16 protein-coding genes and 1 tRNA gene are annotated in these 21,842 nt (G+C 74.8%); 7 read left to right on the forward strand and 10 right to left on the reverse strand.

From position 1 onward, the window contains the following. Window position 1 precedes the first annotated feature (1 nt). Complete coding sequence (locus tag ACFYWG_RS04545) at window positions 2-1,351, reverse strand: lysine N(6)-hydroxylase/L-ornithine N(5)-oxygenase family protein (RefSeq protein ID WP_383505158.1); 1,350 nt, start codon at window positions 1,349-1,351, stop codon at window positions 2-4. Between the two features lie 271 nt (window positions 1,352-1,622). Between ACFYWG_RS04545 and ACFYWG_RS04550 the strand changes: the two genes are divergently transcribed. Next, window positions 1,623-2,570 carry a methionyl-tRNA formyltransferase gene (locus ACFYWG_RS04550; RefSeq protein ID WP_389199239.1) on the forward strand — a complete coding sequence of 316 codons (948 nt, stop codon included), beginning with the start codon at window positions 1,623-1,625 and terminating at the stop codon, window positions 2,568-2,570. 305 nt (window positions 2,571-2,875) lie between these two features. Here ACFYWG_RS04550 and ACFYWG_RS04555 read toward each other — a convergent pair whose 3' ends face one another. Both ACFYWG_RS04555 and ACFYWG_RS04560 read right to left on the reverse strand, forming a co-directional pair. Then, the gene (locus ACFYWG_RS04555) at window positions 2,876-3,355 is read right to left on the reverse strand and encodes a hypothetical protein (protein WP_389199241.1); all 480 of its coding nucleotides are present in this window, start codon (window positions 3,353-3,355) and stop codon (window positions 2,876-2,878) included. 103 nt (window positions 3,356-3,458) lie between these two features. Then, complete coding sequence (locus ACFYWG_RS04560) at window positions 3,459-5,336, reverse strand: ABC transporter ATP-binding protein (protein ID WP_389199243.1); 1,878 nt, start codon at window positions 5,334-5,336, stop codon at window positions 3,459-3,461. A 210-nt stretch (window positions 5,337-5,546) separates the two neighbouring features. On the opposite strand from ACFYWG_RS04560, the gene ACFYWG_RS04565 reads away from it, so the two are divergent. The 3 genes from ACFYWG_RS04565 (at window position 5,547) to ACFYWG_RS04575 (ending at window position 10,478) form a co-directional block, all read left to right on the forward strand. Further along, complete coding sequence (locus tag ACFYWG_RS04565) at window positions 5,547-6,530, forward strand: YbhN family protein (RefSeq protein ID WP_389199245.1); 984 nt, start codon at window positions 5,547-5,549, stop codon at window positions 6,528-6,530. Window positions 6,531-6,773: 243 nt separating this feature from the next. Continuing rightward, window positions 6,774-7,871: a mechanosensitive ion channel family protein gene (locus tag ACFYWG_RS04570; RefSeq protein WP_376324724.1), complete on the forward strand. Its 1,098-nt coding sequence runs from the start codon at window positions 6,774-6,776 to the stop codon at window positions 7,869-7,871. Window positions 7,872-8,258: 387 nt separating this feature from the next. Continuing rightward, window positions 8,259-10,478, forward strand: coding sequence for an NADP-dependent isocitrate dehydrogenase (locus ACFYWG_RS04575; RefSeq protein WP_383505176.1), 2,220 nt, complete (start codon window positions 8,259-8,261; stop codon window positions 10,476-10,478). A 111-nt stretch (window positions 10,479-10,589) separates the two neighbouring features. Here the strand turns inward: ACFYWG_RS04575 and ACFYWG_RS04580 are convergent, their stop codons facing one another. Next, complete coding sequence (locus ACFYWG_RS04580; RefSeq protein WP_383511385.1) at window positions 10,590-10,931, reverse strand: DUF5713 family protein; 342 nt, start codon at window positions 10,929-10,931, stop codon at window positions 10,590-10,592. 81 nt (window positions 10,932-11,012) lie between these two features. Between ACFYWG_RS04580 and ACFYWG_RS04585 the strand changes: the two genes are divergently transcribed. Continuing rightward, window positions 11,013-11,816: an N-formylglutamate amidohydrolase gene (locus ACFYWG_RS04585; protein WP_389199248.1), complete on the forward strand. Its 804-nt coding sequence runs from the start codon at window positions 11,013-11,015 to the stop codon at window positions 11,814-11,816. A 58-nt stretch (window positions 11,817-11,874) separates the two neighbouring features. On the opposite strand, the gene ACFYWG_RS04590 is transcribed toward ACFYWG_RS04585, so the two are convergent. The 3 genes from ACFYWG_RS04590 to ACFYWG_RS04600 form a co-directional block, all read right to left on the reverse strand. Beyond that, window positions 11,875-12,417 (reverse strand): hypothetical protein, encoded by a 543-nt coding sequence (locus ACFYWG_RS04590; protein ID WP_389199463.1) that lies wholly within the window; start codon window positions 12,415-12,417, stop codon window positions 11,875-11,877. 65 nt (window positions 12,418-12,482) lie between these two features. Beyond that, the gene (locus ACFYWG_RS04595) at window positions 12,483-13,058 is read right to left on the reverse strand and encodes an RNA polymerase sigma factor (protein WP_376324714.1); all 576 of its coding nucleotides are present in this window, start codon (window positions 13,056-13,058) and stop codon (window positions 12,483-12,485) included. A 62-nt stretch (window positions 13,059-13,120) separates the two neighbouring features. Next, entirely contained in the window at window positions 13,121-14,551 is a 1,431-nt protein-coding gene (locus ACFYWG_RS04600) for a S8/S53 family peptidase (RefSeq protein ID WP_389199251.1), read from the reverse strand. 138 nt (window positions 14,552-14,689) lie between these two features. On the opposite strand from ACFYWG_RS04600, the gene ACFYWG_RS04605 reads away from it, so the two are divergent. After that, window positions 14,690-17,296 carry a CHAT domain-containing protein gene (locus tag ACFYWG_RS04605; RefSeq protein WP_389199253.1) on the forward strand — a complete coding sequence of 869 codons (2,607 nt, stop codon included), beginning with the start codon at window positions 14,690-14,692 and terminating at the stop codon, window positions 17,294-17,296. A 93-nt stretch (window positions 17,297-17,389) separates the two neighbouring features. Here the strand turns inward: ACFYWG_RS04605 and ACFYWG_RS04610 are convergent, their stop codons facing one another. Beyond that, window positions 17,390-19,099, reverse strand: a complete 1,710-nt coding sequence (locus ACFYWG_RS04610) for a LuxR C-terminal-related transcriptional regulator (RefSeq protein WP_389199255.1) — start codon at window positions 19,097-19,099, stop codon at window positions 17,390-17,392. Window positions 19,100-19,481: 382 nt separating this feature from the next. On the opposite strand from ACFYWG_RS04610, the gene ACFYWG_RS04615 reads away from it, so the two are divergent. Further along, window positions 19,482-21,203 carry an FAD-dependent monooxygenase gene (locus ACFYWG_RS04615; protein WP_389199465.1) on the forward strand — a complete coding sequence of 574 codons (1,722 nt, stop codon included), beginning with the start codon at window positions 19,482-19,484 and terminating at the stop codon, window positions 21,201-21,203. 93 nt (window positions 21,204-21,296) lie between these two features. On the opposite strand, the gene ACFYWG_RS04620 is transcribed toward ACFYWG_RS04615, so the two are convergent. Continuing rightward, window positions 21,297-21,370 (reverse strand) — tRNA-Pro (locus ACFYWG_RS04620). Between the two features lie 42 nt (window positions 21,371-21,412). Next, entirely contained in the window at window positions 21,413-21,718 is a 306-nt protein-coding gene (locus ACFYWG_RS04625) for a hypothetical protein (protein ID WP_385416861.1), read from the reverse strand. Window positions 21,719-21,842: the final 124 nt, after the last annotated feature.

Here is a 21,842-nt window from a genome sequence, read left to right on the forward strand (position 1 = left end):
GTCAGCGGGCCGTGCCGCCCCTGCCGTCGGTGAGCGTGCGTGCCCGGCCGGCGCCGGGACCGTGTCCCAGGAGGGAGTCCAGGATCTCGCCGACTCTGATGGCCGTGTTGGACAGCAGGGAGGAGGTGATGCCGTGCGTGTGCTCGGTGCCGCCCTGCAGGTAGATGCCGCAGCGCAGGGCGGGATCGGTGACCATGCGGTAGTCGCGCTCCACGCGGACCCGGCCCTCGTCGTCGCGCAGGCAGTGGTCGGCCACCTCGCCCAGCAGGCCGGTGGGGTCGGCCGGGGCGTACCCGGTGGCCAGGACCACGACGTCCGCGTCCAGGTCGGTCTCCTCGCCGGTGACCAGGGACTGCACGGTGCACCGGACGGCGGACGGCGTCTCCTTGACGCCCGTGAGCCGGGAGACGTTGAGGAAGCGCAGGCGTTCGGCGCCGAGGACCTTCTCCCGGTACGACTGCCGGTAGAGGTCGTCGATGAGGTCGATGTCCACCACGGAGTAGTTGGTGTTGCCGTGATAGCCCATCAGGCGCCGCTTGACGTCCTCCGGGGCCGCGAAGTACTCGTCGACCGCCTGCGGATCGAAGATCCGGTTGGCGAAGCTGCTGTCGTCGGCGGGGCTGTAGCCGTAGCGGGAGAACACCGCGCAGACCTCGGCACCGGGGAAGCGGCGGTGCAGATAGGCGACGTTCTCGGCGGCGCTCTGCCCGGCGCCCACGACGACGAAGCGCTGGGGCGAGGTGCCCGTCAACCCGTCGACCCTGGCGAGCAGTTCGGAGTTGTGCCAGACGCGGTCGCCGCGCTCGACGCCCTCCGGCAGGAGGGGGCGCAGCCCGGTGCCGACGACGAGGTTGCGTGCCCGGTGGATCTCCAGGCCGCCGCCGGAGCGGACGGTCACCTCCAGGTGCTCCACGACGCCGTCGCGGCTGACGGGTGCGACGCCGACCACCTCGTGGCCGTAGGAGACCAGGTCGTCCACCTGGGCCGCCGCCCATTCGAAGTAGTCGTGGAACTCCACGCGCAGCGGGAACAGGTTCTTGTGGTTGATGAAGTCGATCAGCCGGCCCCGGCTCTGCAGGTAGCACAGGAAGCTGTACCGGCTGGCGGGGTTGCGCAGCGTCACCAGGTCCTTGAGGAAGGAGACCTGCATGGTGGCGTCGTCGATGAGCATGCCGCGGTGCCAGCCGAAGCGCGGCTGCTGCTCGAAGAAGTGGGCGGTGACCGCCTCCCGCCTGCCGACGCGTGCGTTGTGCTCGCGGAGCGCGATGGCCATGGCCACGTTGGACGGGCCGAAGCCGATTCCGATGAGGTCGTGGACCGGTGGTGCGTCATCAGGAGGAACCTGCGACATGTCACTCCCATCGTGCGGGGCAGCCGCGTGTCGGGGGGGGGAAGGGAAGGTGAGGGGAGGGGAAGGCAAGCAGAGGAGGGCATGCCGACAGAGCGGCACCCCCGTGAAACTTAGGTGAGCCTAAGCTGAATCGGCGCGAGGTGTCGACAGGGCAAAACGGACACCTGCTCAAGCGAAAATCTTCAACTTCCGCTCCGGAACGCCCTGTTGTGAACTAAGGCAAGCCTTGCTTTACTTGCCGGGCCATCGCCTGCCCTGAGGAGGAACCCCCATGCGGGTCGTCATGTTCGGTTACCAGACCTGGGGCCACCGCACCCTGCAAGCCCTCCTGGAGTCCGAGCACGACGTCGTGCTGGTCGTCACCCATCCCAGGAGCGAGCACGCCTACGAGAAGATCTGGAGCGACTCCGTCGCCGACCTCGCCGAGGAGCACGGGCTCCCGGTGCTGATCCGCAGCCGCCCCGACGACGAGGAGCTGTACGCGCGGCTGAAGGCGGCCGACCCGGACATCATCGTGGCCAACAACTGGCGCACGTGGATCCCGCCGCGCATCTTCGGACTGCCGCGCCACGGCACGCTGAACGTGCACGACTCGCTGCTGCCGAAGTACGCGGGCTTCTCCCCCCTGATCTGGGCCCTGATCAACGGCGAGGACGAAGTGGGCGTCACCGCGCACCTGATGAACGAGGAGCTGGACGCCGGTGACATCGTCCGCCAGGAGGCCGTGCCGGTCGGGCCGGCGGACACGGCGACCGACCTCTTCCACAAGACGGTGGACCTCATCGCCCCGGTCACCCTCGGCGCCCTCGCCCTGATCGCCTCCGGGCAGGAGGAGTTCACGCCGCAGGACCGCTCCCGGGCCTCCTTCTTCCACAAGCGCGCCGACGAGGACAGCCGCATCGACTGGTCCTGGCCCGCGGAGGACCTGGAGCGCCTGGTGCGCGCCCAGTCCGAGCCGTACCCGAGCGCCTACACCTTCCACCGGGGCCGGCGCCTGGACGTCCTGGCCTCGTTCGTGTCCGAGGGCCGCTACGGCGGCACACCCGGCCGCATCTTCTACCGCGAGGGCGACGGCGTGGTGATCGTCGCCGGGGCCGACGCCCGCACGGGCCGCAACCGCGGTCTGGCCCTCACCCGGGTCCGCACCGAGGACGGCCGGGAGCTGCCCGCCGCCGAGTACTTCACCTCCATGGGCGGCTATCTCACCGACCGCCCCTGATCCGCCGGCCCGGGGCCTTCCCCGCCGCTCAGACCCGCCAGGCGTACCGGCGTTCGGGCCGTCCTGCGGCGCCGTAGCGCAGCGTCCCGTCCGCGCTGCCGGTGCGGTGGAGTACTCGTGGGCGGCGGCCCGGCGGAGGCGGCGACCACGCGCACGGGATCGTCGCTGCCGACGCGGGCGGGGCGGCTCGTCCGCCGAGTCGCCCCGTCATGACGCCTGCCGGCCGACATCGGAAGTGAGGTGCCGGGAAGGGCGGCTGTGCGTGCTCCCGTCGCAACGCGGCTGGCAAGCCCGCGGAGACCGTGTCAGGAGAAGGTCGGGCGGGGTCCGATCCCGGACAGCTTCCTGATCTCGCCGCCGAGTTTCGCGCGCAAGGGCCGGAGCGTCGCCGGCTCGGCGCTGACGACCCACCGCATTCCGACCAGGTAGGTGCCCCCGTAGACGCGGGCCGACTCCAGCCAGGTCTCCTTGAGCCGTTCCGCGGGGAAGGTGGTGATGAGGAAGTCGCCCTCGCGGGTGCGGCACACGCCCTCGCGCAGCTCCTGCGCCTCGGTGCGGATCTCGGCCTCGCAGCCGGCCAGCCCGGCGATGACCTCCACCTTCGCCGGGGCGACGACCCCGGCGGCGGGCGCCGCCGGCGCGCCGGGCGCGGCCCGGTCCTGCTGCCCCCGGCAGGCCGTGAGCAGGGCCAGTGCGATAAGGACGCCGGCCGTCGCCGCGGGGCGCGGCCGGCGGGTCGGCCGGGTCCGGTGGTCGGGTCGTACGGGCGGTCGCTGCTGGGACACGTCGCCTCTCCGGTGCGGGGCTCGCGGGCTCGGTCTGCCGGAGGGGAGTACGGCCGGGCGCACCGGGGTGTTCACGGCCCCCGTGGCGGCGGGGTCCGGGGCGTCACGCGGCGGCGGGGTGCGCGCCGTCGAACTGGGTGCGGTACAGCTCGGCGTACCGCCCGTTTCCGGCGAGCAGTTCCTCGTGGGTGCCTTCCTCCACGATCCGGCCGGCCTCGACCACGAGGATCCGGTCGGCGGAGCGGACCGTGGACAGCCGGTGGGCGATCACGACCGCGGTGCGGCCGGCGAGGGCCTCGGTGAGCGCCTCCTGCACGGCGGCCTCGGAGGTGTTGTCGAGGTGGGCGGTGGCCTCGTCGAGCACGACGACCCGCTGACGGGCCAGCAGCAGCCGGGCGATGGTCATGCGCTGCCGCTCCCCGCCGGACAGGCGGTAGCCGCGCTCGCCCACGACGGTGTCCAGCCCGTCGGGCAGGGACCGCACGAGCTCCTCCAGGCGGGCCCGCCTCAGGGCGTCCCACAGCTCGTCCTCGCCGGCCCCGGGCCGGGCCATCAGGAGATTGGCGCGCACGGAGTCGTGGAAGAGGTGCCCGTCCTGGGTGACCATGCCGACGGTCTCGCGCAGGGAAGCCGCGCTGAGGTCGCGCACGTCGACACCGCCGACGCGCACCGCGCCCCCGTCCACGTCGTACAGCCGGGGCAGCAGCTGGGCGATGGTCGACTTGCCCGCCCCGGAGGATCCCACGAGCGCCACCGTCCGGCCGGGTTCGGCGGTGAAGGAGACGCCGTGCAGCACCTCCTCGCCGCCGCGGCCGTCCAGGGAGGCGACCTCCTCCAGGGAGGCCAGGGAGACCTTGTCGGCGGCCGGGTAGCCGAAGCGCACGTCGTCGAACTCGACGGCCACGGGCCCGTCGGGCACGGGGCGGGCGTCCGGCTTGTCCTCGATGAGCGGCGCGAGGTCGAGCACCTCGAAGACGCGCTCGAAGCTGACCAGGGCGCTCATCACCTCGACCCGGGCCCCGGCGAGCGCCGTCAGCGGCGCGTACAGCCGGGTCAGCAGCAGCGCCAGCGACACGACCGCGCCGGGCTCCAGGGTGCCGCGCAGGGCCAGGTAGCCGCCGAGGCCGTAGACCAGGGCCAGGGCCAGGGCGGAGACCAGGGTGAGGGCGGTGATGAACGCGGCCTGGGCGGTGGCCGTGCGCACCCCGATGTCCGCGACCAGGCGCGCCCGTTCGGCGAACTCCCGCGACTCCTCCCCGGGCCGTCCGAAGAGCTTGACGAGGGTGGCGCCGGGCGCGGAGAACCGCTCCGTCATGCGGGTGCCCATCGCCGCGTTCAGGGTCGCCGCCTCCCGCTGCATCCGGGCCATCCGGCTGCCCATGCGGCGCGCCGGCAGCACGAACACCGGCAGCAGCACCAGCGCGAGCAGCGTGATCTGCCAGGACAGGGTCAGCATCACGGCGAGGGTCAGCAGCAGGGTGACCAGGTTGCTGACCACTCCGGACAGGGTGTTGCTGAACGCGCGCTGGGCGCCGATGACGTCGTTGTTGAGACGGGAGACCAGGGCGCCCGTACGAGTGCGTGTGAAGAACGCCACCGGCATGCGCTGCACATGGTCGAAGACGGCCGTGCGCAGGTCGAGGATGAGGTGCTCGCCGAGCGTCGCGGAGAGCCTGCGCCCGAGGATGCCCAGCGCCGCCTCGGCCACGGCGATCAGCGCGATGAGCAGGGCCAGGCGCACGACGGCCGCCTCGTCGCCGCCCGACACGATGGTGTCGACGACGCGCCCGGCCAGCACGGGCGTGGCCACCGCGAGCAGTGCCGTGGCCACCCCGAGCAGCACGAACAGGGCGATGCGGCGCCGGTGCGGACGGGCGAAGGCGCCGATGCGGCGCAGCGTCGCCAGGGCGAACGGGCGTCGCTCCTGCTGGGCGTTCATGACGCTGTACAGCTGCGTCCACGCCGTGGTCTCCATACTCATGGGTGCGAACGTAGAACCTCGAGCGGCCTTGAGGTCAAGGAGCTCGCGCAACGGCCCCGACATCCCGCACAATCGGCCCGATCCCCCTCTTCCCCGACCCACCGCGCAAAGGTCCCGATGACGCTTCCCACGCAGCCGCTCCCCGCGCGCCATCCGCAGGCCCCGCTTCCGCAACCCGCCGTTGGGACGGCGTGGGAAGCCTCGTCCGATGTGACAGCGCTTCAACTCCCCGACGTCCGGCCGGGACGGATCCCCCGTCGCGTCCCGGCCCGCCGTCTGCGGCAGATCCTGTGCCTGCTGCCGCTCCTGCTGGTCACCGTGGTCGCGGTGCGGCACCGCTCGGTGCTCGCCGAAGGCTTCGCGCACCTGCGCACCGCCGAGTGGCCGTGGCTGCTGGCCGCGGCCGGGACGACCTGCCTGACCTGGGTGGCCGCCTCCTTCACCCGGCAGGGCGCGGTCGTCGAGCGGCTGCCCCGACGGCGGCTGCTGGCCACGCAGTTCGCGGCCGGCGCCGCCAACCACATGCTGCCGACCGGCCTGGGCGCGAGCGCGGTCAACCTGCGCTTCATGACGGTGTGCGGGCTCCCGCTGGCCCGCTCCTCGGCCGCCCTCGCCCTGTACCTGCTGGCGGAGAGCATCGGCCGGGTGGCCCTGCTGGGCGCCCTGCTCCTGGCGTTCCCCGGCGCGTTGCGGCTGGGGACGCTGGTGCCGCAGACCGCGTTCGGGCCGCTGCTGGCCGGAGCCGCGGCGGTGCTGGTGATCGCCGTGCTGGTGCTCGTCCTGGTGCGGCGGCTGCGCGCGGCGCTGGTGTCGTTCCTGCGCACCGCGCTCGGCGAGGCGCGTACGGTGCACACCCGTCCGGCGCGGGCCCTGGCCCTGTGGGGCGGCTCGCTCGCGTTCCCGGCGCTCCAGGCGTCCGTCCTGGTGCTGGTGGGGCAGGCGCTGGGCCTGGAACTGCCGGCCGGCCACATGGCGGTGGCCTACCTGGCGGCGACGGTGGCGGTGGCGCTGGTGCCGACGCCGGGCGGCATCGGCTCGGTGGAGGCCGCGCTGGTCGTGGCGCTGGTGGCGGCGGGCGGCCCGCCCGCGGTGGCCACGGCCGTGGTGCTGGCCTTCCGGGTCGTCACCGTCTGGCTGCCGCTGGTGCCCGGGGCGCTGACGCTGGCGGCCCTGGTGCGGACGAAGGTGATCTGACCCGGCGGATCCGGCGCGCGTGGGGGCGCGTCCCGTGCGCCAAGTCGCCCTCCGCTCGCCCCGGTCCGCGGTTCGGACCCCCGTACGGGATGCGGCAGGATGAATGACCGTGCCGACCGCCGGGCCAGGGCGGGCGGTCACCATCGGACATCACGCAGAACGAACAGGTGACGACGTGACGACATCTCACATCCGACCGCTCCGGACGGCGTTCGCCGGGCTCCGCGTCTGCGGGGGTGACCGGTGAACCGGGCCCTCACCGTGGACGATCTGCTCTTCGCCGGCATCGCCCTGGCCGCGGGCCTGCTGGCGGCGTTCGCGCTGCGCCTGCTGCTGCGCTGGTTGGGCGGGCACGCCGACCGGACCCGCTGGAGCGGTGACGACGTCATCGTGCACGCGCTGCGGGCCGTGGTGCCGTGGGCCGCGGTCGTCGGCGGCGCGGCGGGCGCGGCGGCGGTGCTCCCGCTGACCCGGGCGGTGCAGCACACCACCAACCAGGTGCTCACCGTGCTGCTGATCTTCGTCGCGACGGTGTCGGTGGCCCGGGTGGTGACCGGGCTGGTCCGCACCGTCACCCAGTCCCGCTCCGGGGTCGCCGGGTCCGCGACGATCTTCGTGAACATCACCCGGATCCTGGTCCTGGCGATCGGGTTCCTGGTGGTGCTGCAGACCCTGGGCATCTCCATAGCGCCGCTGCTCACCGCCCTGGGCGTCGGCGGTCTGGCGGTGGCGCTGGCCCTGCAGGACACGCTGGCCAACCTCTTCGCGGGCATCCACATCCTCGCCTCCAAGACGGTCCAGCCGGGCGACTACATCCGGCTCAGCAGCGGCGAGGAGGGCTACGTCGAGGACATCAACTGGCGGCAGACCACCATCCGGAACCTGTCGAACAACCTCGTCGTGATCCCCAACGGCCAGCTCGCCAAGTCGAACATGACGAACTTCATGCGCCCCGAGGAGCAGCTGACGATCCTCGTCCAGGTCGGGGTGGCCTACGACAGCGACCTGGAGCACGTGGAGCGGGTGACCAACGAGGTCATCGCCGAGACCATGGCCGAGGTCGAGGGGGCCGTCCCGGACCACGAGCCGATCATCCGGTTCCACACCTTCGGCGACTCCCGCATCGGCTTCACGGTGATACTGGGCGTGGGCGAGTTCAGCGACCAGTACCGGATCAAGCACGAGTTCATCAAGCGCCTGCACAGGCGCTACCGCGCGGAGGGCATCCGCATCCCCGCCCCGACCCGGACGGTGGCGCTCCAGCAGGGCGCGGTGGTGATCCCGCAGCAGCGCACGGGCGACATCGAGCCGGGCGCACTGCCGATCGCCGGCTTCGACTGAGCCGGACGGCGGGGGCCGGGGGCCCGGGGGGCCTGGGGGCCGCGGTGGGAACAGAACTCCCGCCGTGGCCGGAGGCCCGGGTGCCCCCGCTCCCTACGGCCGCCCTCGTGGCGGCCGGACCCCGCCGGCCGTGCGGGCGGCCCGCGCCCGGCCGGTCACCCACCGCCGCCGGCGCTGCCGCCCGGACGCGCGGGCCGACGGGCCGGGGCCCGCGTCCGGGCCCCGAACACCGACCGGAGGTCCGCGCACCCGGCCCCGCGCCGACCTGGGTCTTCGCGCGCGGCGGAGCGGGTGGCGCGAAATCGGGCCCGGACCCCTGTCGAGACCGGGTCGATCACGAGATATCTTGATGTCGAGCAATGTTGCAGACGTGGAGCGGAGCACCCGGTGACTGACTCGACCATCATCTATACGCACACTGACGAGGCCCCCGCCCTGGCGACGTATTCCCTCCTGCCGGTGGTCCGGGCGTACGCCTCGCAGGCGGGTGTCCCGGTGGAGACCCGCGACATCTCGCTGGCCGGGCGCATCATCGCCGTCTTCCCGGAGTACCTGACCGAGGACCAGCGCATCCCGGACGCCCTCGCGGAGCTGGGCGAGCTGGCCAAGACGCCCGCCGCCAACATCATCAAGCTGCCGAACATCTCGGCGTCCATCCCGCAGCTCAAGGCCGCGATCGCCGAGCTGCAGGGCCAGGGCTACGCGCTGCCGGACTACCCGGACGACCCCAAGAGCGACGAGGAGCGCGAGATCCGCGCCCGCTACGACAAGGTCAAGGGTTCCGCCGTGAACCCGGTCCTGCGTGAGGGCAACTCCGACCGCCGCGCCCCCGCCTCGGTCAAGAACTACGCCAAGTCCCACCCGCACCGCATGGGCGCCTGGACCTCCGAGTCCCGGACGAACGTGGCGACCATGGGGCAGAACGACTTCCGCTCCACCGAGAAGTCCGTGGTGATCGCCGAGGACGGCACGCTGCGCATCGAGCTCGTCGGCGACGACGGCACCACCACGGTGCTGCGCGAGTCCGTCCCGGTCCTCGCCGGCGAGGTCGTCGACGCCTCCGTCATGCGCGTCGCCGCCCTGCGCGAGTTCCTGACCGCGCAGGTCGCCCGCGCCAAGTCCGAGGGCATCCTGTACTCGGTCCACCTGAAGGCCACGATGATGAAGGTCTCCGACCCCATCGTCTTCGGCCACGTGGTGCGCGCCTTCTTCCCGAAGACCTTCGCGCAGTACGGCGAGACGCTGGCCGCGGCCGGCCTGAGCCCGAACGACGGCCTGGGCGGCATCTACAAGGGCCTGGAGGCCCTGCCGGAGGGCGCCGAGATCAAGGCCTCCTTCGACGCCGAGCTCGCCGAGGGCCCGGAGCTGGCGATGGTCGACTCCGACAAGGGCATCACCAACCTGCACGTCCCGTCGGACGTCATCATCGACGCCTCCATGCCGGCGATGATCCGCACCTCCGGCCACATGTGGGGCCCGGACGGCCAGGAGCACGACGCCCTCGCGGTCATCCCGGACTCGTCCTACGCGGGCGTCTACCAGGCCGTGATCGACGACTGCCGCGCCAACGGCGCCTTCGACCCCTCGACCATGGGCACGGTGCCGAACGTCGGCCTCATGGCGCAGAAGGCCGAGGAGTACGGCAGCCACGACAAGACCTTCGAGATCGCCACCACGGGCACGGTCCGCCTGGTCGACCGGAACGGCACCGCGCTGATCGAGCAGACCGTCTCGGCCGGCGACATCTTCCGCGCCTGCCAGACCAAGGACGCGCCGATCAAGGACTGGGTGAAGCTGGCCGTCACCCGCGCCCGCGCCACCGGCGACCCGGCCGTGTTCTGGCTGGACGAGACCCGCGCCCACGACGCCAACCTGATCGCCAAGGTGAAGACCTACCTGGCGGAGCACGACACCGAGGGCCTGGACATCCGCATCCTGTCCCCGGTCGAGGCGACGAAGCTGTCGGTGGAGCGCATCCGCCGCGGCGAGAACACCATCTCCGTCACGGGCAACGTGCTGCGCGACTACCTGACCGACCTGTTCCCGATCCTGGAGCTGGGCACCAGCGCCAAGATGCTGTCGGTCGTCCCGCTGATGGCGGGCGGTGGCCTGTTCGAGACCGGCGCGGGCGGCTCCGCCCCGAAGCACGTGCAGCAGCTGGTCAAGGAGAACTACCTGCGCTGGGACTCCCTCGGTGAGTTCTTCGCCCTGGTGCCCTCCTTCGAGCAGTACGCCAAGGTGACGGGCAACGCCCGCGCCCAGGTGCTGGCCGACACCCTGGACCGCGCCACGGCGACCTTCCTCAACGAGGACAAGTCCCCGACCCGCCGCGTCGGCGGCATCGACAACCGCGGCAGCCACTTCTACCTGTCCCTGTACTGGGCGCAGGAGCTGGCGCGGCAGACCGAGGACGCCGACCTGGCGAAGGCGTTCGCGCCGCTGGCCGAGACGCTCGCCGCGAACGAGCAGACGATCGTCGAGGAGCTGATCTCCGCCCAGGGCAAGCCCGTCGACATCGGCGGCTACTACCAGCCCGACCCGGCCAAGGCCGCTGAGGCCATGCGCCCGTCCGCCACGTGGAACGAGGCCCTGGCGTCCCTGAGCTGACGCCCGGGACCGACCGGTCCCCCGGCTCCGCCCCGGCCGCGCACCGCCCGGCCGGGGCGGAGCCATGTGCGCTCCCTCTCCGGCGCCCCCACCTCGCCGTCCCGTCCGCGCTCACCAGTCGCGCGGGGCGATCAGCTCCTCCACGTCCGCGTCCGGGAAGCCGTAGGCACGCGCGACGAAGTCGAAGTCGCCCGCTATCTCCTCCCGGGCCACCGTCTCGATCTCGCTGCCGGCCTCCTCGAACGCGGCCTGGAGGTCGTTGAACTCCTCCGTGGCCGCATGGGTCAGCGCGTACAGCGCGGCCAGGCCGGTGGGCCGCTCCCGCTCGATGCGCTCGCACAGGGCGAGCAGGACGGCACGGCCCCGGTCCACGACGTGGTCGGGGTAGTAGTCCGAACCGTACAGGCCCTTCAGGAACGGATGGGTGCTCACCTGCTGGTTGCTGATCGGCATGACGTCCTCGGCCTCGGTCCTCGGGTGATGTGGCACCTTGATCGTGCCGGACACCACTGACAACGCCCCGGGAGCCGCCCCGTGACCGACGCGCCACCGCCCTTCGCCCTGCTGCCGGGGGCCGCCGACTCGCCCGTGATCCTCCATGTGCCGCACGCCTCCCGCGAGATCCCGGCCGCCGTGCGGGCCGGGATCGTGCTGGGCGACGAGGAACTGGCGCGCGAGCTGGACCACATCACGGACGCGCACACGGACCGGATCGCCGAGACGGCGGCCGGGCTGGCCGGTGTCACGCCGTGGCGGTTCGTCAACCGCCTGTCGCGGCTGGTCGTCGACCCGGAGCGGTTCCCGGACGAGCGCGAGGAGATGCTGGCCGTCGGCATGGGCGCGGTCTACACGAGGACCACGCACGGCGAGGCCCTCAGGCCCGCGGGCGCCGACACCGGCCCGCTGGTCGAGCACTGCTTCCTGCCCTACGCGCGCGCGATGACCCGGGCCGTGGCGGACCGGCTGGCGGCCACCGGCCGGGCCGTGATCATCGACGTCCACTCGTACCCGAGCCGGCGGCTGCCCTACGAACTGCACGGGGAGGGCCCCCGCCCGCCGGTGTGCCTGGGCACCGACCCCTTCCACACCCCGGCGGCGCTGCTGGAGGCCGCCCGGCGGGCGTTCGGGGAGACGGAGCTCGACACCCCGTTCAGCGGGACGTACGTGCCCTTGGAGTTCTACGGGATCCGGCCCGAGGTCAGCGCCCTCATGGTGGAGATCCGCCGCGACACCTACATGAGCGAGCCGGGTGGTCCCGCCGGGCCGGGGCTGGAGCGGCTCGCGGGGGCGCTGGCCCGGCTGACCGACGCGGTGTCCGGCGGGACCGCCACCGGCTGAGGCACCCCGTGACGCAACCGGCGGGCGCACCTCGGGGCGCCCGCCGGTCCGGCGGGCGTCAGGCCCGCAGCCACTCCGTCACCACCACGTGCCCGCCGGTCCGCAGCCGCAGGGCGAACGGGCCGGACAGCGGCAGGTCGCCGGAGAAGCGCCCGAGGTCGTCGACCGTGAGCGGGGTGCCCGGCCGGGGGCCGCCCAGGACCTCGATACGGGCCGGCCGCGGCGGCAGCACCTGCCCCAGCAGGCCGTGGGCCCCGACCTCGACGTCGACGGTCACCTCGCCCGCCTGGAAGGTCAGCATCCGGGGCGCCTCACCGGCGCCCCGCACCGGCAGGGCGTCGACCAGCGAGTCGAAGGTCAGCTCCGCGACCCGCGCGCCGAGGTCGTGCAGCGCGTAGGCGTCCAGGGCGACCTGCTGGAGCTCCGGCGGCACGGGGTCGAGGACCGCGGCGGCCTGCCGCAGCTCCTCCTCCAGCAGCGCGTCGTCGAACTCCCGGTCGTCGAAGTCCTCCTCCCCGAAGAGGTCGTCACCGCCCCGCTCCCCGCCGCCCCACGCGCCGCCGCCCGGCGAGCCCTCGCCCGTGAAGCCGCCGCCCCGCATGCCCTCACCCAGGATGCCGTCCTCGCGCATGCCGTCACCCGGGACGCCGTCGTCGTGCCTGCCGCTCATGCCGCCCCCCGTGCCTCGAGCCGGGCCCGCAGGCGGCGCAGGCAGCGCTGGCGCAGCGGTCCGATGCTGCCCACCGCGATGCCGAGCGCGGCGGACACGTCCTGGTAGCTCGGCGGCGGCGTGGCCATCAGCACGCGCAGCAACTGCCTGCACCGCTCGCCCAGTTGCTCGAACTCCTGCCACAGCCTGCGTACGCGTTCGCTCTGCGCGGCGGCCTCCTCGGCGTCCAGCAGCGACTGCTCCGGCGCGCCGTCCTCGCTGGGCCGGTCCAGCAGGCCCGGATCGTCGGTCAGGGTCAGCCGCTGCGCGCTCCTGATCACCTTGAGGCACTCGTGGCGCGCGGTGCTGGCCAGCCACGCGCCCGCCTTGCCGGGCTCGCGGATCCGCCCCAGGTGCTGGGCGAAGCGGAACCAGGTCGTCTGGTAGACCTCGTGGGCGTCGGCGTCGGAGAGCCGGTGGGCCCGCACGACGGACCAGACCAGCGGGCTGAGCCCCTCCACGAGCGCCTTCCAGGCGGCCGCGTCGCCGTCGGCCGCGGCCTGGACGAGCGCGCCGGCATCAGTACGGTCCACGGCAGCCCCACCCCTCGAGTACGGCAGGTCATCGTACGCCGTGGAGGGGGGCGTTCCGGTCCTCACAGCCCCGGGGCCTGACGCACGACCGGCACGGGCCGCCAGGTCGGCGGGCGCAGCGCCGGTACGCCGACTCCGCGCACCTGCGCCGATCCCGCCTCGGAGGCGAGCAGCTGCCGCCGGGCGGCGCGCGGGTCGCGCTCCTTGTGCGCGGTCATGCGGGCGGCGACCAGGCCGGCGGTGACGGGCGTGGCGAAGGAGGTGCCGCTCCACTGCGCGTACCCCTCGAACATCACCTGGTCGGGCTTGGCCGCGTTGCCCTCGTCGCTCAGCACCCCGCTGTGGGCGGGGCTCTGGCAGGTGCAGCCGTATCCGGACCCGTAGCGACAGGCGTCGTAGGTGGAGTGCTGGTAGACGTACGGGACGGGCGAGTCGAAGCCGGTGAGGGGGGCGGTCAGGCGCTCGCCCGGGGCGTAGACCTTGACCCAGGGGCCGTGGTTGGTGAAGCAGGCGCCGGACTCGCCGTCGCTGCGCAGGGCGCCGACCGAGAGCACGGAGTCCTCCCAGCCGGGCAGTGCGGCGTAGGCCGCGGGCCAGAAGGGGTTGTCGCTGCCGTTGTTGCCGGCGGCGGCGACCAGCAGGGTGCGTTGGGCGCGCAGTTCCCGCATGAAGGTCTCGACGCCGAGCAGGCCGTCGGTGCGGCCGTTGGAGGTGCCCGCGGACAGGCTGAGGATGTCGGGCCAGCCGCTCGCGTCGACGGCCTCGAAGAGCTTCTCGCCGAACTCCGACTCCAGCACGGCGCCCGCGTCGTCGAGGCTGCCGCGCACGGTGATGTCGGTGTTGGGCGCGACGGCGGCGACCAGCCCGGCGATGAACGTGCCGTGCCCGACGTACTGCTGGAGGATCCCCCGGTCGTCGCGCTCGCGGACCTGGGCGTCGCCCTCGGTGTGGGCGAGCAGGCCGCAGGAGCGGTAGTCGTGCATCAGGCCGGTGTCGACGACGAGGACGCCGACGGAGGTGGCCGGGTCGTGGGGCGTGCCGGCGGCGGCCGGGTTGGGCGGCTCGCTGAGCGGGGCGGGGACCGGTTCGTCGCCCGGGCAGGCGTTGACCGCGATGTGCACCACGTGGTTGCGGGCGGCCATCCGGCGTCCCGCGCGGGACTCGTGCTCCCGTACCGAGCGCAGGGCGTGCACGACGGCGCGGTCGCCGTCCCGGCCGCCCTCGCCCGGGTCAGCGACCCGGATGCGGGTGATGCCGCTGCGGTTGGTGAGCGGACCGGCCCGGCGCACCTGCTCCTGGTCGAGGTCGGGCGCGGCCGTGAAGTGGGCCCGTACGGCGTCCTCGACGACCTGGGCCTCCTCGCCGTCGCGGACGAGGACGACGCCCTTCTCGTACATGAACTCCGCCGCGTCGTCGGGGCCCATCGCCAGCGGGACGTCCGGCATCGAGCGCTGGATCTGGTCGAACTGCTCGTGGAAGCGCTGAGGTGGCATGCGGGTCCTCCCAGGGGCCACGGCGTCGGTCGGTGCCGCGGAGCGGTCGTCGATTCTCTTCGACTGGAGCCGCCGTGCGCCTGCTTGATACACCGCCGGCCTGTGGGGCGCGGTGGTGCGGCCACTACCATCCGAGGAGTGACGGCGGGAAGCGAGTCGGTTGCGGAGCTGCTGCCCCTGGTGTTCGCCGACCCGGGCGAGGCCCTGGCGAGGGCGCGGGCGCTGCTGGACACCGGCCCGGGCCCGCTGGAGGCGTCCGTCGCCCACCAGGTGATCGGCATCTGGCAGCGGGACTTCGGCGATCTGCGGCTCGCGCTCGGCCACCTGCGCCGGGCCCGGGCGTGCGCCGCGCGCGCCGGTTCGGCCGACCGGGAGGCGGACGTGCTGGCCACCCTGGGCGTGGCCCTGGTGCACGCGGGGCGCACCCGGGACGGGCTGGCCGCGTTCGAGCGGGGGGTGGCGCGGGGCACCGGGCACACCCGGGCACGGGTGCTGTTCCGGCGGGCGTACGTGTGGTGGGTGCTCGGGCACCATCGCGAGGCCCTGGAGGACGTGCGCCGGGCCGTGCCCGTGCTGCGGCAGGCGCGGGACGTGATCTGGACGGCGCGGGCGCTGACCCTGCGGGCGACGGTGCACCTGGCGCTCGGCGCGGTGGAGAGGGCGGAGGCGGACTTCACCGCGGCGGAGGCGCTGTGGGAGACCACCGGCCAGGAGCACGACAAGGCGGACGCGGTCGAGAGCCGGGGGCTGGCCGCGTTCCGGTCCGGGGACGTGCCGGCGGCGCTGCGGCTGCTGGACGAGGCGGAGGAGCGCTACGCCCGGCTCGGCACACCGACGTTCATGCTGACCATCCGGCGCTGCGAGGTGCTGATGGCGGCCGGGCTGGCGCCCGAGGCACTGGCCGAGGCGGACGCGGCGGTCGGCCGGCTCGACGGCATCGGCGGGCAGTCCACGCGCAAGGCGGAGCTGCTCCTGGTCGCCGCACGGGCCGCCCGCCTGGCCGGGGACCCGCAGACGGCGATCGACCGCGCGGCCGTCGCCGTCCGGCTGTTCGCGCGGCAGCGGCGCACCTGGTGGGAGACGCACGCCCGGCTGGTGCTCGCCGAGGCGCGGCACGCGGCCGGGCGCGGGTCGGGCCGGCTCGTCGCGGACGCGGCGGCGGTGGCGCGGACGCTGGCGTCCTTCGGTGCTCCGGCGGCGCCGGAGGCCGCGCTGCTCGCGGGCCGGATCGCGCTGGACCTGGGGCGGACGGCCGACGCCGAGCGGCACCTGGCCCTCGCGGCGCGCAGCCGCCGCAGCGGGCCGCCGCTGGCGCGGCTGACGGGCTGGGCGGCACAGGCGCTGCGGGCGCGGGCCGCCGGGTCGGCGCGGGGGGTGCTGGAGGCGTGCCGGCGGGGTCTGGACGTCCTCGACGACCACCGGACGACCCTGGGCGCCTCGGAGTTGCGGGCCCGGGCCACCGCGCAGGGCGCGGAGCTCGCCGCGCTGGCCCAGCGGGCCAGTGTGGTCTCCGGCGGACCGCGGCGGCTGCTGGTGTGGAGCGAACGCTGGCGGGCGACCGTGCTGTCGGCCCCGCCGACCCGGCCGCCCGCCGATCCCGTGCTGCTGAGCGGCATGACGGCGTTCCGCGAGATCGCCGCGCGCGCGGAGGCCGCTCGGATGGAGGGCCGGCCGGTGGTGGCGCTGGAGCGTGAACAGCGCCGTCTGGAGCGGGAGATCCGCTCCCGCACCCTGCACATACGGGGTGACGCGCCGGGCGACGGGAACCGGTTCGACGTGGGGCGGCTGCTGGAGCGGCTGGGCGAGGAGGTGCTGCTGGTCGAACTGGCCGTGCTCGACGGACGGGTGCAGGTGCTGCTGTGCGGGCGGGGCCGGGTGCGCAGGTTCGAGGCGGGGCCGCTGGCCGAGGCGGAGACGGAGGCCGAGCACGTGCAGGCGGGGCTGCGGCGGCTGGCGCACCCGGGGGCGGACGCCCGGCTGCCGGTGGTGGAGGCGGCGGGCCGGCAGCTGGAGGACCTGCTGCTGGGCCCGGCGGCCGCGCAGCTGGGCCGCGGGCCGGTGGTGATCGTGCCGCCGGGGCGGCTGCACCGGGTGCCGTGGGCGCTGCTGCCGTCACTGCGGGAGCGGGTGCTCAGCGTCTCGCCGTCGGCGGCCAGTTGGCTGCGGGCCCGGGACACCGCGCCGCCGCCGGACGGCCGGACCGTGCTGGTGCGCGGCCCGGGGCTGGCCGGCGGCGGCGCGGAGGTGACGGAGCTGGCCGGGCGGTACGCCGGGGCGACGGTGCTGGAGGGCGGCGCGGCGCGGGTGCCGCGCGTGCTGCGGGAACTGGACGGGGCGGGGCTGGCCCACATCGCCGCACACGGCACGTTCCGCGCGGACAGCCCGCTGTTCTCCGCCCTGCGCATGGCCGACGGGCCGATCGTGGTGCACGACTTCGAGCGGCTGGACCGCAGCCCGTACCGGATCATCCTGTCCTGCTGCGACACCGCTCGTCTCGCGTCGGTCGGGGCGGACGAACTGCTGGGCCTGGTCACGGCGTTGCTGCCGCTGGGCACGGCCGGGGTCGTGGCGTGCAGCGCCCCGGTGAACGACGCCGCCGTCGTGCCGCTGATGCTCGCCCTGCACAAGGGCCTGGACTCCGGGCTGTCCCTGGCGGAGGCGCTGCGCGACGCCCGGGCCGCCCTGCCGGGCGACGCCCTGCACCAGGCCACGGGCTGGGCGTTCTCGGCGTTCGGGGCGGCCTGACCCGTCCCCTGCGCGGGTCAGGCCGCCGGTCGGTGTGCGGCCCGGGGGCCGGGGGTGCGATCGGCCGGGTCCGGTCGCCCGGGCCGTCGCCGCTCAGGCCGGTTGCGGCTGCGGGCTTCGCGTCAGGCGCGGCAGGGCCGTGCGGTCGCCGGCGCCGAGGCGGGTGTAGGCGCCGTACAGGTGGTTGCCGACGGTGCGGACCGACAGGGTGAGGCGTTCGGCGATCTGCCGGTTGCTCAGGCCGGCTGCGGCCAGATCGACGATCTGCCGCTGCCGGGCGGTGAGTTCGCCGAGGGCCAGTCCCGACAGTGCGGGCGTACGGGCGTCCTCGCAGCGCCGGGCCAGGGCGACGGCCCGCGTCCGGGCGTGCCGGGCGGCGCGCGGGTCGCGGTGCACCCCCACCGCCTGGGCGTACGCCTCGGCGGCGAACAGCGTGAAACCGCGCTCCTCCAGCTCCACGGCCACCGCGTCCAGGCCCGGGCCGTCCGCTCGGGCGAGCGCGTGGGCGTGCCGGGCGAACACGCCCCTCAGCCGCCCGGCCGCCTCCCCGGGCGCGCCGAGCCGGACGGCGTCGTAGGGATCCGGGGACGTGCCGTCGAGGGACACGGCGCCCTCGGCGCGGGCCAGTTCGTCGCGGCAGGCCGTGTCCTGCGGGTCGGTCCGCAGGCCCGCCCGCGCCCAGGCGGCCGCGGTCCCCGGCTCTCCCCGCAGCCGGGCGAACCGGGCCCGCACGGCCGCGTACGGCCCCGGCAGGGAGCGGCCCTCGGCGACCAGGAACTCCCCCACGGGTGCGGGCAGCTCCGTGACGTCGTCCCGGTCGATCCGGCGGGCCAGGGTGGAGGCCTCGGCGTCGAGGGCCGCGGTGTACGCCTCCGGGGCGGGCGACAGCCTGCGCGCCCTCAGCCGGCCCGCCGCGGCCCGGAGGGCGGGCCCGTACAGCGGGTGGGTGAAGCGGACGCCGCCCCGCGCCCCGACGCCGATCACCCCGGCGGACTCCAGTGTTTCGAGGGCGGCGAGGTCCAGGCCGTCCGGGGCGGGCTCCAGGGGCTCGGCGAAGGCGAGGCCGTCGAGGGTCTCGCGCTCGCGCGGGCAGTCGCGGCCGAGGACGGGGGCGGCGTACGCGCGCAGGGGCGCGGTCAGCGGGAGAGGCCCCCGCCACGCGCGCTCGCCGGTGCCCGGGCCGGGCACGAGCACATCCCGCACGGCGTGGAGCAGATCGCGCAGCAGTCGCAGGTCTCCCCGGCTCAGCCGCAGCAGCCGGCCGGCGGTGAGCGGTTCGACAGGGCCCGCGCCCGCCGCGAGGAGGCGCGCGGTCTCCTGCGCGGGCAGCGGCTCCAGGGCGAGGTGCGGCAGGAGTTCCCCGGTCCACAGCCGGGAGACCGCCCCGGGCGCCGGGGAGTCGTCCGGGGCGGCCACCAGCAGGCGGGTGCGGCCCTGCACGGCGAGCTGGTGGACCAGGGCGGCGGAGGCGTCGTCGAGCAGGTGCGCGTCGTCCACGACCAGCGTGCCCGCCCCGGACAGCAGGCCGACCGCGCGGGGCAGGGTGACGGCGTCGGGCAGCACGTGGGCGAAGGCGGCGAAGGGGATCGCGCGGCCCTCGGGCGTACCGGCGGCCCGTACGCAGTCGCCGCCGCGGACCGCCTCGGCGAGCAGGCGGGACTTGCCGCAGCCGGCCGGGCCGGTCACCACGATCCCGCGGCGGGCTCCGGTCGAGGACCGCCCCACCAGCTCCAGTTCGGCCTCCCGCCCGGTGAACGGCCAGGGCGGCACCGGCGTCGTCGCGTCCTTCTCGTAGGTCGTCACACCCGTATGAGCGCGACTGCTCAGCTTTGATACAGGGCGAGTTGAGCAGACCCCGACTCAGGCGGCCGTGGGGGGCGGCGGGGCAGGATGGGGCACCGTCGGTGTCGGCGACGCCGGCGTGGTGGTCCGCGAGGGTGGGGGACGACGGGGGATCCCGCCACCCGGCCGCGGCGTCCGCGTCGCCCGCACTCCGGCCGGGGTTCCGGCGGGACGGCGGTGATGCGCCGGTGAGGGCGCACCACCGCCGCACGGAGACCCCAGTCACAGGCCGGCACCGGGGGAACGGCCGGGGACGCCACCCGTGGGGGCGGGTGACGTCCCCGGCCGCGCCGCGTCCGGGGCCCTCGGCGCCGGCTCGCAGGCCGCCGCCGGGCGGTGGACGATGGAGACGGAGCTGCAGGGGGGCTTCCGGCGGGAGACCTCCGTGGTGGACACAGACGTACTGATCGCCGGCGCCGGACCGGTCGGGCTGACCGCCGCCGCCGAGCTGCGGCGGCACGGGGCCGGCTGCCGCCTGGTCGACCGGCTGCCGGCCCGGCTGCCGTACGCCAAGGCGGTGGGTGTGCAGCCGCGGACCCTGGAGGTGTGGGACCGGATGGGCGTGGTCCGCGCCGTCCTGGAGGCCGCGGTGCCGCTGCGGGGGCAGCTGGTGTACTCCGACGGCGTGGAGCAGGCGCGCCTGGAGCTGCGGCTGCCGCCGGAGGTCCCCTACGCCTTCGCGGCGCTGCCGCAGTACGAGACGGAACGGATCCTGGAGGAGCACCTGGCCCGCTTCGGCACGGCGATCGAGCGGGAGACGGAGCTGCTGGACTTCACGCAGGACGCGGACGGGGTCGTCAGCCGCGTGGTCACGGCGTCGGGCGAGGAGCGGGAGGTGCGGTCGCGCTTCCTGGTCGGCTGCGACGGCGCGCACAGCACGGTCCGCAAGAAGCTGGGCCTCGCCTTCGAGGGCGGCAGGTTCCCCGAGGAGTACATGCTCGCCGACGTGGAGGTCGACTGGAGCCTTCCGCAGGGCTACGGCGTGCGCGCCTCGCACCACGACGCCGAGGGACGGGTCGACGACCGGCTGGTGTGCATCCCGCTGCCCGGGGACCGCCGGTACCGGATCTCGATGCAGGTGCCGCCCGAGCTGTCCGCCGCCGACGGGGGCGGGGCGCCGGACGCGGTGGCGCACGGGCTGGAGAGCGGACGCGCGCCCGGGCTGGAGCACGTGCAGGCGGTGCTCGACCGCATGTCGCCCGAGCCCACGACGGCGTCGGCGCTGCGCTGGTCGTCGGTCTTCCGCATCAGCCACCGCCTGGTCGACCGGTACGGCGACGGCCGGGTCCTCGTCGCGGGGGACGCCGCGCACATCCATCCCCCGACCGGGGCGCAGGGCATGAACACCGGCATCCAGGACGCCTGCGACCTGGCCTGGAAGCTGGCGCTCGCGCTGGACGGCGGCCCCCGCACCCGGCTGCTGGCCGGTTACGACGCCGAGCGCCGCCCGGTGGGCGCGGAGGTGGTGGGGCGCACGGTCCGCCACGCGGCGCAGGACGGTGTCCGGGCCGCTCCCGGCGACTTCGCGACGGTCATGCTGCGCGAGGCGCAGTTGCTCGTCGCCTATCCGGACAGTCCCCTGATCGTGCCGGACGGCGCCGCCCCGGGCGGCGCCGGGGCCGCGGGGCCGCTGCCCGGGCAGCGGGTTCCCGACTGCCGCGGCCTGACCGCGCGCCTGGCCACCACACCCCTGCGCCTGTACGACCTGCTGCGCGAGCGCGGCCATGTGCTGGTCCTGTACGCCGACGGCGCCGAGGCGCTCCCCGGGTGCGGCGCCGCAGCCGCCGGGATCCGCCGGCTGACGGACGGCAGGGTGCCGGCGTTCGTCGTGGCGGCGCGGGAGGTGGACACCCCGGAAGCGGATCGCGGGCAGCTGGACGCGGACGGCCGGGCCGTGCCGGTCTTCCGGGACGACGAGGGGGAGTTCGCCCGGCTGTTCGGCGGGGACGCCACCGCCTTCCTGGTCCGCCCGGACGGCTACCTCGCCGCCCGGCAGTCCCCGCCCGCCGCACCCGGTGCGGGTTCGGCCCTGGCGGAGGCGGTGGAACGCGTCTTCGGCGGATGAGGCGCACCAGACCCGCCTGTCCGAGGGACCGGGAACGCGGCGGAGGCCGGGCCGGATCGCTCCGGCCCGGCCTCCGACCTGCTGCCTCTTGCGTCGGGACGACAGGATTTGAACCTGCGACCCCTTGACCCCCAGTCAAGTGCGCTACCAAGCTGCGCCACGTCCCGCTGCGCACCACCCGGATGAGCGGGTGATCGCGCAGGTCAACCCTACCGCATACGGAGCGGCGCCTCGGTGTCGTCGTGCCGCGGACGGGGCCGGAGCGGACGCGCGGGATCCGAGGGCCGCACGGGGGCGCCGCCGAAGGGCTCGTCGCGAGGTCCGGACCTGCGGCCGGCGCGGGACCCGGTCCAGCCCGCCGGGCCGGCCGCGGAGAGCGCGACGGCGAGGACGGCCCACCAGGGCAGTCCCGTGTTGGTCGCGTGCCCGGCGCAGGCCGCGACGGCCAGGAGTGCCGTGACGGCCCCTCCCGCCGGCCCGGCGCGCCGGACGGAGCGGTGCCGTCTGCCGTCCATGTCCTGCTCCCCCGTTCACCCGCGCCCGCACGCCCTGCCCGGCCGTGCTCGCGCACCCGGATCACCTCGCTGGGGCATATGCCGCAAACAATACGCCAATCGCCGAGAACTCCCGACCAGCGCA

The sequence above is a fragment of the Streptomyces sp. NPDC003456 genome, assembly GCF_042878735.1.
GTDB lineage: Bacteria > Actinomycetota > Actinomycetes > Streptomycetales > Streptomycetaceae > Streptomyces.